Raw genomic sequence first — 16,290 nt, 5'->3', positions numbered from 1 at the left:
TTCTCAATACATGGAAGCGGCAATTCTGAAAAAGCTTCGCGACTGACGTCGCTCCTACAGGACGCCGCGCTTCAGCCGGCGTACTTGGCGATGAAGTCACGGACCTGCGGGTAGACCTTCTCGCGCCAGCGGCGGCCGCTGAAGATGCCGTAGTGGCCGGCGCCTTCGACGGTGAGGTGCTGGTGGTGCGCCTTGGCGATGCCGGTGCACAGATCGTGCGCGGCGGCGGTCTGGCCCTGGCCGGAGATGTCGTCCAGTTCGCCCTCGATGCTCATCAGCGCGGTCTTCCTGATCGCCGCCGGTTTGACCAGTTCGCCGTTGACCTTCCACTGGCCACGCGGCAGCAGGAATTCCTGGAACACCGTGCGGATGGTGTCCAGGTAATACTCGGCCGGCATGTCGAGCACGGCGTTGTACTCGTCGTAGAACTTGCGGTGCGACTCGGCGTCCTGCAGGTCGCCCTTCACCAGGTCCGAATAGAAGTCCCAGTGCGACATGAAGTGGCGGCTGGGATTCATCGCAATGAAGCCGGCATGCTGCAGGAAGCCCGGATACACGCGGCGGCCTTCGCCCGGGTAGGGCGAGGGCACGGTGTGGATCACGTTGTTCTCGAACCACGACAGCGGATTGCGCGTGGCCAGGCTGTTCACTTCGGTGGGGCTGCTGCGCGCATCGATCGGGCCGCCCATCATCACTAGCGAACGCGGCGTCGCCTCGCCGCGCGCGGCCATCAGCGACACGGCGGCCAGCACCGGCACGGTCGGCTGGCAGACGCTGATGACGTGCAGCTTCTCGGCGCCGATGTGGCGGATGAACTCCTCCACGTACGCGACGTAGTCGTCCAGGCCGAAGGCGCCTTCCGTGGCGGGCACCATGCGCGCGTCCACCCAGTCGGTCACGTAGACCTTGTGGTTGCGCAACAGGGTGTGCACGGTGTCGCGCAGCAGCGTGGCGTGGTGGCCGGACAGCGGCGCCACCACCAGCACGACCGGGTCGTCCTTCAGCAGGGCGATGGTGTCGGCATCATCGCTATAGCGCTTGAAGCGCAGCAGGCGGCAGAACGGCTTCTTCAGCGCTTCCAGTTCCACGACGGGCACGGTGCGGCCGTGCGCTTCGACGTCGCGGATCTCCCACGCCGGCTTTTCGTAGTCCTTGCCGATGCGATGGACCAGTTCGTTGCCGGCGGCGATGCGCTCGGCGCCCGGCATGTTGGACAACCAACTGCTCGGTGCGGAAAACATGCGGGCGTTCGCTTCGGCCATGTAGGCCAGCGGCGCCATCCATGCGCGTCCGAGTTCATGCAGTTGGTACAGTGTCATGGCGGTCCGGAATCCCGATTTTGGTGCACGGTGCTGCGCCGCAGCATACCGCAAAGCCGGTATCGCCGCGCGCAGCCTGTTCAGGTTATCGGCCGATAATCCGCCGCCTCCAGTACCGCCACGTCGCCCGCCAGTCGCGGCCCCAGCCAGCAGTGGTTGCCGACGGACTGGAAGCCCTCGCCGTTGAACGCCTGCCGGTACCAGGCCGCCCTGCGCGGCTGGAACCCCTCATGGTCGCCCTCGAAGTCGTCCTCCTTCGCGAACGTCTCCAGGAACGCCACCCCGCCGCACAACTCCGCCAGCCCGGGCAGGCCGCGCTTCAGCTCCCGCGTCGGCACGTAATGCAGCACGTCCGAGCACACCAGCAGATCCACCGGCGCGCACGGGCGCAGGTACCGGAAATCCTCGAAGCGCGCGTGGTGCAGGTTGCGCGTGCGCCCGAAACGCCGGATGGCGTACTCGCTGCTGTCGAAGCCGAGATACTGCAGCTTCGGCCGCAGCTTAATGAGCGGTGCGCGCCATGCGCCTTCGCCGCAGCCGATGTCCAGCACGGTGCGGATCGGCCGTTCGAGATGGTATTCGGCCACCGCCACCGCCACCGCCACCTTCCGCGCGAGGCGCGGTGCGCCGCCGACGTCGCCGTCGCGGTACCAGCGTTTGAAATAGTCGGCGTCGTAGTGTTTGGTCATTGAAATACGCGGGAAGTGGAAAAGAAACGCCTGGTCGTCATCCCGGCGGTTTTCAACAGCCGAATGGCTGGTCAAGCCGGGATGCAGGTTGCCGTTGCGTTTTCGGGGAGCGTACGCAGCGACAGGATCAAGATGGGTCCCAGCTTACGCTGGAACGACGGCGAGCTGGCATCCCGGAAGTTGGACAGTTCTTGCGGCAGTAGCGGAGAATCCCGCCTCATCCTTCCGAGCGACGGAGCCGGCCAGCGTGGACAACGCCAGTCTCTACTTGTGGGTCAAGACCTTCCATCTCGTCTTGGTCATCGCCTGGATGGCGACGGTGTTCTACCTGCCGCGCATCCTGGTCAACCTGGCCGAGACCACCGGGCAGGCCGACGTGCAGGCGCGCCTGCAGTTGATGGGGCGTCGGTTGTACGGCTTCGGCCACACCATGTTCGGCATCGCGGTGATCCTGGGCGGGGTGCTGTGGTTCCACTTCGGCATCAGCGGTGGCTGGCTGCATGCCAAGCTGACGCTGGTCGCGCTGATGCTGGCGCACTACATCGTCGCCGGGCGATGGCTGAAAGGCGTGGCGAAAGGGAAGCCGCTGCCTTCACCCACTGCGCTGCGGTGGTTCAATGAGCTGCCGCTGTTCGCGTTGATCGCGGTGGTGTGGCTGGTGCTGGCCAAGCCGTTCTGAGGCGGAGGCGCCGGTTACCGGCGCCGCTTCACTTCTTTTCGAAGTCCCTGATCTTCGGCAGCTCCACCGGCACGCCGTTCGCGTCGCAGGTGCCTGCCGCGCAGAGCCGCGCGCGCAGCGTTGGCGTGGCCTGGACGATGATGTGGTAGATCGCGTTCTGTTCGACCGTGCCGCGCACGGCGTCGCTGCCGGGACCGATGGCCCAGATGCCGACGTCTTCGCCGCCGTGCGATTCCGACTTCAGCGGTACGAGGGCTTCCTGCAGGTAATCGGGGTGTTCGGTATCGACGTGGCTGAGATCCGGTCGGCCTTCCGACGGTTCGACGCTGCTGGGCGCATGCAGGAACGTCTTCGGGCCGGCGGGCTGGCGGTTGCTCGCGCCGGTGTAGCCGGGGCCGTTGGCGTAGGTCAGTGTGGTGAAGGTCAGGCCGGTCTGGTCGCGGGCGAACTCGCCCGGCGAGTCGTCTTCGCTGCCCTGGCCGCGCACCTTGCCGAGGATGGGATTGCCGCGCACCGGATAGCCGACGAAGTTGAGCGTGTGCGAATGATCCGCGGTGACCAGAATCAGGGTGTCGTCGCGCGAGGTCGCGTCCAGCGCGGCCTGCACCGCATCCGACATCGCGACCGTCTCGTCGAGCGCGCGGTAGGCGTTGCCGTAGTGGTTGGCGTGGTCGATGCGCGCGCCTTCCACCATCAGGACGAAGCCCTCCGGCTTGCGCGACAGCGTGCGGATGGCCGCACGCGTCAGGTCGGCCAGCGAGGGCTCACCCTGCGCGTCCTTGCGGCGGTCGTGCTCGAACTGCATGTGGTCGTATTCGAACAGGCCGAGCAGCTGCGGCGCATCGGCGGCGGCCTGCAACTGCTGCGTGTTGGTGACGTAGGCGCCCTGTGGGTGCGCCTGCTGCCATTCGGCCACGAGATTGCGGTGGTCCAGGCGCTGGCCGACCTTGTCGTCTTCTTCGGGATCGCGCACGTCGACCGGCAGGAATTCGCCGCGACCGCCGCCCAGCGCGACCGTGGGGCCCTTGCCGAAGCGTGCGGCAGCGAGCAACTGCTGCGCGATGTCCTTGCAGCCGGCCTCGACTGCTTCCGGCGGCAGGTCGGTGTCGTTCTCCCAGTCGCGGTGCGAGACGTGTGCGTACATCGCCGCCGGCGTGGCGTGGGTGATGCGCGCGGTGGTGACGATGCCGGTGGCCATGCCGGCGCTGTCGGCCAGCGTCAGCCAGCTGAGCAGGTCCTTGCTGCCGTCGGGCGTGCATTCGCCCTTGCGGCCGGCGGATACACCGATGGCGCCCATGTGCGACTTCACGCCACTGGCGATGGCGGTCATGGTGCCGGCGGAGTCGGGCGTCTGCGAATCGGTGTTGTAGGTCTTGCTGAAGGCGGTGTGCGGGAAGTGTTCCCAGCTCAGCAGGTTCTCTTCGCCCGGCGCTCCCTTGCGCTGGCCCTCGAAGATGCGCGCCGCCGCTACCGTGGTCAGGCTCATGCCGTCGCCGAGGAAGACGATGACGTTCTTCGCGCGCCCCTGCATGGCCCCGTTCGCCGCCGCCTTCGCCGCACCATTCCGATACCACCATTGCGGCGTTTCGCCCTGGGGGTGCGAGACGGCAGGCACATCCACGTGGAACGCGCTGGCGCGCGAGGACGCAGGAGCGCCCGGGCTGCTGGCGCACGCGGCCAGCGATGCGGCCAGCAGGGACATCAGGAACGGGTGCAGCCGGCGCATCGGGTTTCCTTGTACGGGCATGACGGTCTTCGTTGATGACGCGGTGACGGGCGTTGTCCTCATTCCGCCGGGTGCGGCCATGCGCATGGCACGCGTCGTCAGGACGGGCCGACGGGCAGGGCGCGCAATTATGCCTTCCGTGCAGTGTCCTGTTCATGACACCCGCCATTCCGTGAGCAGGGTCGCCGCTTGCAGGGGCTTGGGCTAAGGTGTCGCGTCCGCCTATGTGAGCCGTTCCGATGAAACTGGTCTCGGCCTGGTTGAAGATCCCGTTCTGGCAGCGCGTCGTCGCCGGCTTCGTGCTGGGCGCGCTGGCGGGTTGGCTGATGGGGCCGGCGGCAGGCGTCTGGCTCAAGCCGTTGGGCGATCTGTACGTCACGCTGATCAAGATGATCGCGGTGCCGCTGGTGTTCTTCGCGGTGATCAATGCCGTCTCCAGCCTGCACGGACAGAAGTCGGTCGCGGCGCTCGGCGGGCGCACGTTCCTCTGGTTCGCCACCACCGCCGCGTTGGCGGTGTGCGTGGGCCTGGCGGTGGGCTGGATCATGCAGCCTGGCAAGGGACTCACGGGCCTGATGATGGCGCCGGACTACCAGGTGCGCGAGGTGCCCACGCCGGTGCAGGTGCTGCTGGACATCGTGCCGGCCAACCCGTTCAAGGCGCTGACCGAGGGCAAGATCCTGCAGGTCATCTTCTTCGCGGGTCTGCTTGGCTTCGCCCTGGTGAAACTGGGCGAACGGAGCGCGGGCCTGCGCACGCTGGCCGGCGAGGCCAGCGACACCATGGTGCAGGTCACGCGTTTCGTGCTGGAGATGACGCCGATCGGCACCTTCGGCCTGATCGGCACGCTGGTCGGTACGTACGGTTTCGAGAAACTGCTGCCGCTGGGCAGCTACATCGGCGCACTGTATGTCGCGTGTGCGGTGCACATCGTGGTGGTGTACGGCAGCCTGCTGCTCGCGCACGGGCTGAATCCGTGGAAGTTCTTCCGCGGTGCCGCGCCGGGCATGCAGGTGGCGTTCGCCAGTTCGTCCAGTTTCGCCTCGATGCCGGTGGCGCTGCGCAGCGTCACCCACAATCTGGGCGTGGACAAGGACTACGCCGCGTTCGCCGTGCCGCTCGGCGCCAGCATCAAGATGGACGGCTGCGGGGCGATCTATCCGGCGCTGACGTCGATCTTCGTGGCGCAGTACTTCGGCCTGGACCTGTCGGTGAACCAGTACTTCGTCATCCTGCTGGCGTCGGTGCTGGGCAGTTTCGGGACCGCGGGTGTGCCCGGCACGGCGACGGTGATGGTCACGCTGGTGCTGAGCGCGGCGGGCCTGCCGTTGGAAGGCATCGGCCTGCTGGTCGCGATCGACCGCATCCTCGACATGATGCGCACGATGACCAACGTCACCGGCCAGATGCTGGTGCCGGTACTGGTGGCCAAGGAGACCGGCCTGCTGGATCGGCAGGTCTACGAGGCCGCCTCGACCAACGTGGGGCTGGACGAAGGCGAGCCGCGCGCTGGCTGATCGTAGGCCCGCGTTGTTGTGGGAGCGACGTCAGTCGCGAACGGACCGTCCGGAGCCTTCATCGCGACTGACGGCGCTCCCACGGGATGCGGCGTCGGAGGTCAGGTGACGGCGTCCTTGTCCCGCGACACCCACCAGGCGAACACCGCTGCGGTGACGAACATAAGCAGGCTGTAGACCGCCGCCGGCACCGAGATGGTGGGGTTCTGCAGCACGTTGAGCGCGATGAAGATCGCCAGCGTGCCGTTGTGGATGCCGATTTCCATCGCGATGGCGATGGCCTGCTTCTTGGGCAGCCGCAAGGCCAGCGGTGTCCCATAACCGGCGCCCATGCTGGCCAGGTTGAACAGCAGGCAGGCGAGGCCGACGATGGCGAAGTAGGTGGTCAGCGTCCTCCATTCCTGCGCGACCGCGGCCACGACCAGCAAGGCAAGCACCAGCACGGAGAGCAGGCGGATGGGCTTCTCGGTCTTTGCCGCGAAGCCGGGCGCCTTCGCGCGCAGCAGCATGCCGATGGCGACCGGCACCAGGATGATCGCGGCCACCTCGACCACCTTCTTCGTCGGCGGCGGCACGTACTGGCCGGCGCCGAGGAAGTACTCCAGCGACAGGTTCAGGATCACCGGCAGCGTCAGCAGGCACAGCAGGCTGTTGATCGCGGTGAGCGTGATGTTCAGGGCCACGTCGCCGCGGGCGAGGTGGCTGTAGATGTTGGCGGTGGCGCCGCCGGGCGAGGCGGCCAGCAGCATCAGGCCGACCGCCAGTTCGGCGGGCAGGCCGAAGCCGAGCGCCAGGCCAAACGCGACCCACGGCAGCACCAGCGTCTGCAGCGCCAGACCGATCAGCACGGCGCGCGGATAGCGGGCGACACGACGGAAATCCTCGAGCGTGAGCCCCAGCCCGAGGCCGAGCATGATGATGCCCAGGGCCAGCGGCAACAGCAGGTTGGTCAGCAGTGATGCCTGCATCGCGTACGACTCCCCTTCGTGCAACGGACAGGTGATGCGCGGCTATCGACGCGCCTCCGGAGGATGGCGGCAACCCGACATCCCGCGCAAGCTGCGGCGCATCGCGATGGCCGGACAGCATGAAGGCCGCACAAGGCGGCCTTCTGCATGGACTCACCGGCGCGGCGCGCGTTACATCGCGACGCGGCGACCGCTGAGGTAGCGGTTCGCCCAGTAGCCGGTGATCAGGCTGTCCACGCGCACGTCCTTGCCGCTGCTGGGCGAATGCAGGAAGCGGCCTTCGCCCACGTAGATGCCGACGTGGTTGATGCGCCCCTTCAGGCCGAAGAACACCAGGTCGCCCTGGCGCAGCTGGTCGCGGGCGGCGACCAGTTCGGCGTCCGCCTTGCTGGCCATGTCGCGGGAGACGCGCGGCAGCTCGATGCCCAGCGCGGTGCGGAAGACGTAGCCGACCAGTCCGCTGCAGTCGAAGCCGCTGTCGGGCGAGGTGCCGCCCCAGCGGTACGGCGTGCCCATCAGGGCCAGCGCGCGCTGCAGCACCATGTTGACCTTGCCGCCCTGCTGTTCCTGGGCGACGACGCCTTCCTTGCTCAGATCGTAGGCGGCCAGCAGCTTGCTGATGTCGCCGGCCACCATGGCCGAGCGGTCGACCAGCGGCAGCGTGTCGCTGGCGGCCAGGCGCGGCAGGAGGGCGGAGAGCGTGGCGGTGGCGGCTTCGGCCGCCTTTTCCTTGACGCTGGTGATGACCGGCTTGGCGGCGGCCGCCGGGGCAGGCGTCACGACGTCCGGGGAGGCCGGAGTTGACGCGGCGTCGACGTCGGCGGGAGCACTCTGTGCCTGCGCTACGGACGCGACGGCACACAGGCCGAGGCTCAGGAGAAGAAGGGAAACCCTCCGCGACAGGCGGTGGGTGGCGGCAGGCTGGCCTGTGGGCAGGTCGTCGTCGGTCGTCACGCGCAGGTAGGGTTTAACAAGTCAGCGGCGATAATGCCGGCTGATCGGCCCGATTTGGTTCAGAAATCGTTATTTATTTGTTAAGCGTGAACGTTGCGCGTCACAGACTTGACCGAATCCTAACGAAGTACGCGTTTGGCGCCGCTGTAGTGGTCCCGCCAGTAGGGCCCGTCCAGATGGTCGAGCCGAACTGTCCCGCCGGTGCTGGGGGCGTGCACGAAGCGGCCTTCCCCGACGTAGATGCCGACGTGAGTGACATTGCCCCGGCTGCCGAAGAACACCAGGTCGGCCGGCGCCAGTCGGCGCGGCTCGATCTTCGGCCCCTGCACCTGCGCCAGTTCGCGCGAGGTCCGCGGCAGGCGCAGGTCCAGCATGTCCCGGTACACGTAGGTCACCAGCCCGCTGCAGTCGAAGCCGGATTCCGGCGTGTTGCCGCCGTAGCGGTAGGGCGTGCCGACCAGGCCGATCGCGCGCATCAGCACCGACGTGGCAGCAGCCGGATCGTCGGCCTGCACTGCCGGCCAGTCGCGCTGCGCCGGGGGCGGCGAGGCCTTGCGCGCCTGCGGCTTGGAGCCGCCACAGCCGGCGAGCACCAGCAGGCAGGTACCGAGCACGAGGGGGGCCAACGACCGAAGTGGCGCGGGCGTGGGCAAGCCGGGATAATGTCGGGCCTTCATCGCGGCGCATCTTCGCCGCATTCCCTTGCGGCCGACAAGCCGCCCCCGTCCTGCCGGCCGGCAGGCCCCGTCCAGAGTCCCGCATGAAAATCGCAAAAGACAGCGTCGTCCGTTTCCACTACACCGTGTCCGAAGCCGGCCAGGAGCCGATCGAAAGCTCGAAGGACCGCGAGCCGCTGGCGATCCTGATCGGCCACGGCAACATCATCCCGGGCCTGGAGAACGCCATGCAGGACCGCGAGGCGGGCGAGAGCTTCGGGGTCGACGTCGCCGCAGCCGATGCCTACGGCGAGCGCCGTGACGGCCTGACCCAGCGCGTGCCGAAGAAGCATTTCGGCAACCAGCGCCTGGTGCCGGGGCAGCAGGTGGTGCTGCAGACCAACTTCGGCCCGCGCGCGGTCACCATCCAGAAGATCGGCATGAGCGTGGTCGACGTGGACCTCAACCATCCGATGGCCGGCAAGGACCTGCACTTCGACGTGGAGATCGTTGAAGTGCGCGAAGCCAGCGCCGAGGAGATCGAGCACGGCCATGTGCACGGCGACGGTGGCCACCATCACTGAGTCGCGCGGCATCGCGTGATCCGACGGCCCGCGCGAGCGGGCCGTTCTTTTTTGCAGGCGGGATCCGCGGCCGCGCATGGTCTAATCGCGGACCACATCAGGGGAAGCGAATGACGGCGACGAACACGGAGAACCTGGCCCCCATCGCGGCGGCCGAGCGCATCGGGGCAATGGACGTGCTGCGCGGCGTCGCGCTGCTGGGCATCCTGCTGATGAACCTGGAAGGCTTCGTGGGGCCGGTGATGGCCGCGGGGACCGGGCTGGATCCCGCACTGACCGGCGTGGACCGCACCGTGGACCTGCTGGTCTACGTGCTGGTGCAGGGCAAGTTCTACACCCTGTTCTCGCTGCTGTTCGGCATGGGGTTCGCGGTGATGTCGCAGCGGGCGGAGCAGGCGGGCCGGCCGTTCGCCGGCGTGTACTGGCGGCGCGGCCTGGTGCTGCTGGCCTTCGGCGTGGTCCATGCGCTCTTCATCTGGGCCGGCGATGTGCTGATGATGTACGCGCTGTGCTCGTTCCTGCTGCTGGCGTTCCGGCCGCTGCCGACCCGCTGGTTCGTGCCGCTGGCCCTGCTCGCGTACGCCATGCCGATCGGCTTCATGCTGTTGATGGGCGGCATGGGGTCGCTGCTGGCCGGCACCGAAGGCTGGGACAAGGCCATGGGGCAGATCGGCGTGCAGATGCAGGCGCTGATCGAGAGCGAGCGGACCGCCTACGGCAGCGGCACCTACGCCGAGGTCACTTGGCAGCGGTTGAAGAGCACCGGCATGGCGCTCAGCAACATCACCATGTTCGGCTTCATCGTGTTCGGCATGTTCCTGCTCGGCGCCTGGTTCGTGCGCAGCGGGGCGATCACGCGGCCGCGGGAGTTTCCGCGCTTGTATGCCTGGCTGCGCTGGGGCGCGCTTCCGCTCGGCCTGCTGGCGATGCTGGGCTCGGTGGCGCTGGTGCCGACCATGGATTTCGCCACCTTCAACCTGCGCGTGTCCGCGGCGTTCACCCTGCAGATGCTGGCCAACCTGCTGATGTGCCTGGGCTACGTGGCGTGGGTGATGCGTGCGTTGGCGTCTCCGGTCTGGCAGCGGCCGCTGGGCTGGCTGGCACCGGCGGGCCGCATGGCGCTGACCAACTACCTGATGCAGTCGCTGGTCTGCACATGGATTTTCTACGGTTACGGGCTGGGCTATTTCGAGCAGCTGCCGCGTGCCTGGCAGCCGCTGTTCGCGCTGGTGCTGTTCGGCACGCAGGCGCTGCTGAGCCGTCTCTGGCTGTCGCGGTTCCGTTTCGGCCCGATGGAATGGCTGTGGCGGTCGGCGACCTATCTGAAACCGCAGCCGCTGCGGCTTCGGACGGAGTAATTCCGACTAGACTGCCGCGGTGAATTCCCCCCACGACGACGTCCTCATCCTCGGCGCCGGCGCCATCGGACTGGCGACCGCGCTGTCGTTGCTGGAGGCCGGCCGTGGCGTGCGCGTGATCGATGCGGTGGCGGCCGGCGGCGGCGCCTCGCACGGCAACTGCGGCACCATCACGCCCAGCCACGCGCCGCCGCTGGCGGCGCCCGGTGTGGTCGCGCAGGCGCTGCGCTGGATGTTCACCCCGGACGCACCGCTCTACCTCAAGCCGCGCATCGATCCCGCCCTGTGGCACTGGCTGCTGCGGTTCGCCGCACGCTGCAATGCGCGCGACTGGCGGCAGAGCACGCAGGCGCGCGCGGCGTTGCTCAACGACGCGCGGTCACGGCTTGCCGACTGGGTGGAGCGTTATCGCCTGGCGTGCGAGTTCGAGGAGGAAGGCCTCGACTACGTGTTCCGCGATCCACGCAGGTTCCGGCAGTACGTGGACGAAGCGGCGGTACTGCGCGAGTTCGGCATCGCCACGCAGGTCTTCGATGGCGCCGCGTACGAGCGCGAGGAGCCGGCCATGCTGCCCGGCGTCGCCGGCGCGATCCGCTTCCCCGGTGACGCGCGCCTGCGGCCAGACCGCTACGTGGCGGAACTGGCCCGCGCCGTGCGCGAGCGCGGCGGCATTATCGAGCAGCATTGCCGCGTGGACCGGCTGGAACCCACCGACCGCGGCGTGCGGCTCACGACAGGGCAGGGCAGGCGCGACGGGCGCGAGGCGGTCATCGCGATGGGCGCGTGGACGCCCGTGTTCGCCCGCACGCTGGGCGTGAAAGCGCCTATCCAGCCGGGCAAGGGCTATTCGATCACCTATTCGCGCCCGGCCCGCGTGCCGCGCCATCCGATGGTGCTGAAGGATCGCGCCGTGTGCGTGACGGTGTGGGACAGCGGCTTCCGGCTGGGCAGCACCATGGAGTTCTCCGGCCACGACGACACGCTCAACGAGATACGGCTGGCGGCGCTCGAGCGCGGCGCGCGCGAATTCCTGCGCCACCCCGTCGGAGCCGAGGTGCGGGAGCGCTGGTGCGGCTGGCGGCCGATGACCTGGGACGACCTGCCGCTGCTCGGACGTGCGCCGCGCCACGACCATGTCTGGCTGGCGGCCGGCCACGGCATGCTCGGCATCAGCATGAGCGCCGCGACCGGCCAGTTGATGGCCGACCTGATGACGGGCCGCACGCCTGCCTTCGATCCTTTCCCGTACCGACCGGAGCGATTCGCATGAAACCGCAGGCTTTCGACCTGATCGTCATCGGGGGTGGTTCGGGGGGGCTGGCCGGCGCCTTCCGCGCGGCTTCGTACGGGGCCAGGGTCGCGCTGCTGGAACCGAAGGAACTGGGCGGCACCTGCGTCAACGTCGGCTGCGTGCCGAAGAAGGCGATGTGGCTGGCGGCAGAGCTGTCGCAGCGGATCGCGATGGGGTCGACGCTCGGCTTCGACACCCCGCCGCCGACGCTGGACTGGAAGGAATTCATCGTGCATCGCCAGCGCTACATCGCCGGCATCCACGCCAGCTACATGAAGCGGCTGGACGAGAGCGGCGTGGTGCTGATGCCGTGCCGGGGCCGACTGCGGGATGCGAACACCGTGGTCAACGCCGACGGCGTTGCGCTGCAGGCCGGACATTTGTTGATCGCAACGGGCGGCCACCCGGTGCGGCCGGATATCCCGGGCGCCGGGCTGGGCAAGGTCTCCGACGATTTCTTCAGCCTGTGTGCGGCACCGCCGCGCGTGGCGATCATCGGCGGCGGCTACGTGGCGGTGGAACTGGCCGGCGTGCTGCAGGCGCTGGGCAGCCAGGTGGAGGTGTTCGTGCGCGGGCCGCGCCTGCTGGATGGGTTCGACACGCAGATCACCGACGAACTGGCTGCGGACATGCGCCAGCACGGCGTGCGCCTGCACTTTGGACACGCGGTGGCGGCGCTGGAATCCGCGCCCGACAAGGGCGTGGTGTTGCTGGCCGAGGACGGCATGCGGACGGACCGGTTCGACGAGGTGATCTTCGCGACCGGTCGCCGCGCATCGACACGCGACATGGGCCTGGAGGCGGCCGGCGTTGCCCTCGACGCGAAGGGCTTCGTGCAGGTGGACGCGCGGCAGGACACGAACATCACCGGTATCCATGCGGTGGGCGACGTCACCGGCCAGGCGGCGTTGACGCCGGTGGCCATCGCGGCGGCACGACGGCTGATGGACCGGCTGTTCGGCGGACAGCCGGAGGCACGCTTCGACTACGCCGGGATTCCGACCGTCGTGTTCTCGCATCCGCCCGTGGGCACGGTGGGATTGAGCGAAGCCGACGCGCGCGCGCGATACGGCGATGCGGTGCATGTGCTGACCACGCGTTTCCGGCCCATGCTGCACGCATTGGCCGATTCGCCGCAGCGCAGCCTGTTCAAGCTGGTCTGCGTGGGCGAGGACAGGCGCGTGGTCGGCCTGCATCTGCTGGGCGAGGGCGCGGACGAGATGCTGCAGGGCTTCGCGGTGGCGTTGAAGAAGGGCATCACCCTGGCCGACCTGCACGACACCGTCGCCCTCCATCCGACCAGCGCCGAGGAAGTGGTGCTGATGCGCTGAGCCAGGCCTGCGGGAGGCGGCGATACAATGGCCGCATGGACACCTACACCCTGCATCGCGGTACCGCGCCGCTGCTGGTCAGCCTGCCGCACAACGGCACCGCGCTGCCCGACGATATCGCCGCACGCCTGACGCCGGAAGCGCGCCGCGTGCCGGACACCGACTGGCATGTGGCCGAGCTCTACGCGTTCGCGCGCGACTTGGGCGCATCCATCCTGGTGCCGGCGTTTTCGCGCTATGTCGTCGACCTCAACCGTCCGGACGACGATGTGTCCCTCTATCCGGGACAGAACACCACCGGCCTGTGCCCGATCGTGCGCTTCAGCGGCGATCCGCTGTACCTGCCGGATCAGCAGCCCACGGCGGAGGAGATCGCTGTGCGGGTCGACACCTACTGGCGACCCTATCACCAGGCGCTGCAGCAGGAGCTCGCGCGCCTCCGCGACGCGCATGGCCGCGTCGTGCTGTGGGAGGGGCATTCGATCCGCAGCGTGGTGCCCTTCCTGTTCGAAGGTCGCCTTCCGGATTTCAACCTGGGCACCGCCGGCGGCGCGAGTTGTTCGCCTGCGCTGCAACAGGCGCTGGAAGCGGAGCTGGCCTCGCAGCAGGCGTACAGCTTCATCGTCAACGGACGTTTCCGCGGCGGCTACATCACCCGTCACTACGCCGACGTCGCCAACGGCATCCAGACGGTGCAGTTGGAACTCGCGCAGCTCACCTACATGGACGAAGACACCTTCGCCTATCTGCCCGAGCGTGCGGCGCGCACGCAGGGGCTGATCCGCCGCCTGCTGGAACGCACGCTGGCGTGAGGCACGCGCCATGACACAGCCGAAGGCGGAAGACGAACTGGCGCAACCGCTCGACGTGGCGCCGGCCGAAGCGCTGGAAGCGCCGCATCCACGGCCGGCCCTGCATGCGGTCAGTCGCTCCGGCCTGGTGCTCGCGGCGCTCGGCGCCATCGCCTTCTCGGGCAAGGCCATCATCGTCAAGCTGGGGTATCGCTACGGCGCGGATGCGGTGACGCTGCTGGCCCTGCGCATGCTGGTGGCGTTTCCGTTCTTCCTGCTGATGGGCGCCTGGGCCGCGCGTCGCAGTGCGCCGCTGTCGCACGCCGACCGCATGAGGATCGTTGTGCTGGGCGTCCTCGGCTACTACCTGGCCAGCTTCCTCGACTTCGCCGGTCTGGCCTACATCACCGCCACACTGGAGCGGCTGATCCTCTATCTCACCCCGACCCTGGTGGCGCTGATCGGCTGGTTCGCACTGGGCAAACGGATCTCGCGACGCCAGGCGCTTGCGTTGGTGGTCAGCTATGCGGGCGTGGCGCTGGCATTCGGACACGACCTGCATGTGGGCGGTTCCAACATCCTGCTCGGCGGACTGCTCGTGTTCGGCAGCGCACTGGCCTACGCGCTGTACCTGGTCGGCAGTGGCGAACTGGTGGCGCGGGTCGGTGCCGTGCGACTGACTGCGTACGCCAGCAGCGTGGCCAGCGTGCTGTGCCTGCTGCAGTTCGTGGTGCTGCGGCCGATGCAGGCGCTGGTGCTGCCGTGGGAGGTCTACGCGCTGTCGCTGCTCAATGGCACGCTATGCACCGTGCTGCCGGTGCTGGCGGTGATGATGGCCGTGGCGCGGATCGGTTCCGCGCTGGCGGCGCAGGTCGGCATGATCGGCCCGGTGTCGACCATCGTGCTGAGCCTGCTGCTGCTCGGCGAACCGATGGGGCCGTGGCAGGTGGCGGGCACGGTGCTGGTGATGGCGGGTGTGTTCGCGGTGTCGCGGCAGAAGACCGTCGCGCGCTGATCCGGTGTCAGTCCGGCACGCTCGCCTGCGCCAGCCATTGCACCACGTGGGCCAGCGCTTCGCCGTGCGTATCGCCGGCGAGCCTGCACTCCTGGTAACGCTGCTGTTGACGATGCGCGCTGGTGCCGCGGTCGAGGATGCGCCACGCGTGGTCGATCTGCGGGGCGCAGTCGAGCGCCGCCACGTCGGGCGCGATGAGTTCGAGCGTGCTTTCCAGCATCTCTCGCACGCAGACGAGATCGCCACTGCCGATGTCGATCAGGCCGGCGTCGAAGCCGTGGCGCTGCGCCCGCCACAGGTTCTCCTCGATCACCGCCTGTCCCGCCGCGTCCAGCGCGGCATGCAGGCCCGGCGTGCGTTCCAGGTACCGCACCAGGCACCGGAACAGCTGCGCGATTGCCAGCGCATCGCGTGGATCCGTGCAGGCATCGGTCACGCGCAGTTCCAGGGTCGGGAACGCGAGGGAAGGGCGCAACGCCCACCATAGGAAGCTGGCGTCGCGGATGGCGCGCGCGCCGATCATGCGGCGCACGTAGTCGTCGTAATCGGCCTGGCTGCGGAACAGTGGCGGAAGTCCGGTGCGGGGGATCTCCTGGTAGGCCGTCTGCCGGTAGCCCATCAGGCCGGTGGCATGCCCCATCCAGAACGGCGACGAGGTGCTGAGGGCGAGCAGCAACGGCAGGAACGGCTGCATCCTTGCCATCAGCGGCACGCGCTGCGCCGGATCCGCCGGCTGCACATGCACATGCAGGCCGCACAGCAGGTTGCGGTGCCCGAGCATCTGCAGTTCGTCCATCACGTGGTCGTAGTGCGGTTTGTCGGTGCTGCGCTGGCCCCGCCATTGCGCGGCCGGATGCGTGCCCGACGACAGGATGTCCAGCCCGTGCGCGCGGGCGATGCGTCCGGTCGTGCGACGCAGCACAAGCAGGTCGTCCTCGGCCGCACGCGGGTCGGCGTGCACCGCCGTCTGCACTTCCACCTGCGTCTGCAGCATCTCGCTGCCGAAGCGTTCGCCCAGTTCCCCCCGGCACGCCTCGAAGAAGCGGCGCGGCATGTGCCGCAGGCGCCGGCCATTGCGCCGCACGAGGAAATATTCCTCCTCCAGCCCGAAGGTGTAGCGGTGCGTGTCGCGCTCGGCGGCCATGCCCGCGTTATCGCACCGTCGCGGTGAACACGGTGTTCAAGCGGCGCGGATCGATGGCGGCGAGCGAAAGCGCCAGCGCAATCTGCTGCATCCCGGCGGATGGCGGGATCCGGTCGGCGATCGGGCGAAGATCCTCCTCGCGCGCCCGTCCGCGAACGCCTGCGATCAGGCGTCCGGCGAAGCCAGATCGCCCTTCGTCTCCAGCCGCGTCGCGAAGAACATCCGACGGACACGGCAACGAGGCCGTCGCAACGGCCCCATCCAGCGA

15 protein-coding genes are annotated in these 16,290 nt (G+C 68.4%); 8 read left to right on the top strand and 7 right to left on the bottom strand.

Translation table 11 applies throughout. The annotated features are described in order from the left end of the window. Positions 1–71: 71 nt before the first annotated feature. Both VGN58_RS06425 and VGN58_RS06420 read right to left on the bottom strand, forming a co-directional pair. On the bottom strand, positions 72–1,319 hold the full coding sequence (locus VGN58_RS06425; RefSeq protein ID WP_327482476.1) for a polyhydroxyalkanoate depolymerase: 1,248 nt from the start codon (positions 1,317–1,319) through the stop codon (positions 72–74). Between the two features lie 80 nt (positions 1,320–1,399). Next, complete coding sequence (locus VGN58_RS06420) at positions 1,400–2,008, bottom strand: class I SAM-dependent methyltransferase (RefSeq protein ID WP_327482620.1); 609 nt, start codon at positions 2,006–2,008, stop codon at positions 1,400–1,402. A gap of 310 nt (positions 2,009–2,318) precedes the next feature. On the opposite strand from VGN58_RS06420, the gene VGN58_RS06415 reads away from it, so the two are divergent. Next, positions 2,319–2,687, top strand: a complete 369-nt coding sequence (locus tag VGN58_RS06415) for a CopD family protein (RefSeq protein ID WP_414710763.1) — start codon at positions 2,319–2,321, stop codon at positions 2,685–2,687. Between the two features lie 28 nt (positions 2,688–2,715). Here the strand turns inward: VGN58_RS06415 and VGN58_RS06410 are convergent, their stop codons facing one another. Further along, entirely contained in the window at positions 2,716–4,413 is a 1,698-nt protein-coding gene (locus VGN58_RS06410; RefSeq protein WP_327482474.1) for an alkaline phosphatase, read from the bottom strand. 239 nt (positions 4,414–4,652) lie between these two features. Between VGN58_RS06410 and VGN58_RS06405 the strand changes: the two genes are divergently transcribed. After that, positions 4,653–5,930 (top strand): dicarboxylate/amino acid:cation symporter, encoded by a 1,278-nt coding sequence (locus VGN58_RS06405; RefSeq protein WP_327482473.1) that lies wholly within the window; start codon positions 4,653–4,655, stop codon positions 5,928–5,930. Positions 5,931–6,031: 101 nt separating this feature from the next. Here the strand turns inward: VGN58_RS06405 and VGN58_RS06400 are convergent, their stop codons facing one another. The 3 genes from VGN58_RS06400 to VGN58_RS06390 form a co-directional block, all read right to left on the bottom strand. Beyond that, a complete protein-coding gene (locus VGN58_RS06400; RefSeq protein WP_327482472.1) occupies positions 6,032–6,898 on the bottom strand; it encodes a bile acid:sodium symporter family protein in 867 nt (288 codons plus the stop codon). Positions 6,899–7,069: 171 nt separating this feature from the next. After that, on the bottom strand, positions 7,070–7,852 hold the full coding sequence (locus tag VGN58_RS06395; protein ID WP_414710758.1) for a C40 family peptidase: 783 nt from the start codon (positions 7,850–7,852) through the stop codon (positions 7,070–7,072). 119 nt (positions 7,853–7,971) lie between these two features. Further along, positions 7,972–8,529 (bottom strand): C40 family peptidase, encoded by a 558-nt coding sequence (locus VGN58_RS06390; RefSeq protein WP_327482470.1) that lies wholly within the window; start codon positions 8,527–8,529, stop codon positions 7,972–7,974. Positions 8,530–8,612: 83 nt separating this feature from the next. Here VGN58_RS06390 and VGN58_RS06385 point away from each other — a divergent pair, with 83 nt between their 5' ends. The 6 genes from VGN58_RS06385 (at position 8,613) to VGN58_RS06360 (ending at position 14,878) form a co-directional block, all read left to right on the top strand. Further along, entirely contained in the window at positions 8,613–9,092 is a 480-nt protein-coding gene (locus VGN58_RS06385; protein ID WP_327482469.1) for a peptidylprolyl isomerase, read from the top strand. Positions 9,093–9,202: 110 nt separating this feature from the next. Next, entirely contained in the window at positions 9,203–10,450 is a 1,248-nt protein-coding gene (locus tag VGN58_RS06380) for a DUF418 domain-containing protein (RefSeq protein ID WP_327482468.1), read from the top strand. Positions 10,451–10,469: 19 nt separating this feature from the next. Then, a complete protein-coding gene (locus VGN58_RS06375; RefSeq protein ID WP_327482467.1) occupies positions 10,470–11,720 on the top strand; it encodes an NAD(P)/FAD-dependent oxidoreductase in 1,251 nt (416 codons plus the stop codon). Further along, positions 11,717–13,072, top strand: coding sequence for a glutathione-disulfide reductase (gorA, locus tag VGN58_RS06370; RefSeq protein ID WP_327482466.1), 1,356 nt, complete (start codon positions 11,717–11,719; stop codon positions 13,070–13,072). The genes VGN58_RS06375 and gorA overlap by 4 nt, the downstream gene beginning before the upstream one ends. 35 nt (positions 13,073–13,107) lie before the next feature. After that, a complete protein-coding gene (gene hutG, locus VGN58_RS06365; protein WP_327482465.1) occupies positions 13,108–13,884 on the top strand; it encodes an N-formylglutamate deformylase in 777 nt (258 codons plus the stop codon). 10 nt (positions 13,885–13,894) lie between these two features. Beyond that, positions 13,895–14,878, top strand: a complete 984-nt coding sequence (locus VGN58_RS06360) for a DMT family transporter (RefSeq protein WP_327482464.1) — start codon at positions 13,895–13,897, stop codon at positions 14,876–14,878. A 7-nt stretch (positions 14,879–14,885) separates the two neighbouring features. Here the strand turns inward: VGN58_RS06360 and VGN58_RS06355 are convergent, their stop codons facing one another. Continuing rightward, complete coding sequence (locus tag VGN58_RS06355; RefSeq protein WP_327482463.1) at positions 14,886–16,022, bottom strand: carboxylate-amine ligase; 1,137 nt, start codon at positions 16,020–16,022, stop codon at positions 14,886–14,888. Between the last annotated feature and the right edge of the window lie 268 nt (positions 16,023–16,290).

The organism is Pseudoxanthomonas sp. (genome assembly GCF_035999195.1).
Taxonomy (GTDB): Bacteria; Pseudomonadota; Gammaproteobacteria; order Xanthomonadales; family Xanthomonadaceae; genus Pseudoxanthomonas_A.
Note: the sequence above shows the minus strand (reverse complement) of the source record. Positions and strands in the feature narration are given on the sequence as shown.